The sequence below is a fragment of the Pseudomonas sp. 05N434 genome (assembly GCF_056396965.1).
In genome coordinates, this window is sequence record NZ_JBFTMK010000971.1 from 1 (window position 1) to 840 (window position 840).

General features: G+C 48.7%; 2 tRNA genes and 1 pseudogene. 1 reads left to right on the top strand and 2 read right to left on the bottom strand.

Going from position 1 to position 840, the window contains the following annotated elements:
• Positions 1-203: pseudogene (locus tag AC1DLB_RS31125) on the top strand (site-specific integrase); the annotation flags it as partial.
• 82 nt (positions 204-285) lie between these two features.
• Here the strand turns inward: AC1DLB_RS31125 and AC1DLB_RS31130 are convergent.
• Positions 286-372: transfer RNA gene (locus tag AC1DLB_RS31130), tRNA-Leu, on the bottom strand.
• Positions 373-567: 195 nt separating this feature from the next.
• Positions 568-641, bottom strand: a tRNA-Cys gene (locus AC1DLB_RS31135).
• Positions 642-840: the final 199 nt, after the last annotated feature.

The following is an 840-nucleotide window of genomic DNA, read 5'->3' on the forward strand; positions in this document are numbered from 1 at the left end:
AGGTTTGATTTGGCCAGAGAAGCGCCGGCGTCCAGAAATCTGAATTTCAGATGCGGGATTTACGCGCCAAAGCAGGTACAGATAAAGCCGAGTCCAGCGGTGATATCTTGCAGGCGAGAGATCARCTTGGGCATACGACAGTGGTGATGATGGAGCAATACATCCGTTATCGCCTTGGCAAGAAAGTCACTCCTACCAAGTGAATTGCGGAGCAACTCCAAAATAGCGGACCAGAAACAAACAAGGGTTTGCATTAGCTTTCGCCCGCAAACCCTTGATTTTAGATGGTGCCCGAAGCCGGAATCGAACCGGCACGCCCTTACGAGCGGGGGATTTTAAGTCCCATGCGTCTACCAGTTTCGCCATTCGGGCGGTAGCGCGGTAAGCAGTCTGAAGACTGTCCAAATAACGATCTGGCAGTTCTGACGCTTGTGCAACAGAGGGGGAAATATATACATCCCGCCCCGCTGAAGCAAGTTCGCAAATCCCCTTTTCAAGACTAAATCTTGCAGGACTGCGAAAATAAAAAAGCTCCGTAGATCATGGATCTACGGAGCTCGTTTAAAGTGGAGGCCGAAGTCGGAATCGAACCGGCGTAGGTGGATTTGCAATCCACTGCATAACCATTTTGCTATTCGGCCTCAAACATCTGATGTTCAGTAGCGCAACATCAAACGTGTAAACTCGTACCTGGAAACAAGATTCTAATCTAGCTTCCAACCCTTTGAAATCTAAGGGGTTTTCGTGTTCCTGAATCAGGAATGGACGCAATTCTGGACWGGTTCGAAAGGCATGTCAAGAACTGGAAGAAAATAATTCCAGATGCGCTAACGCCACTAC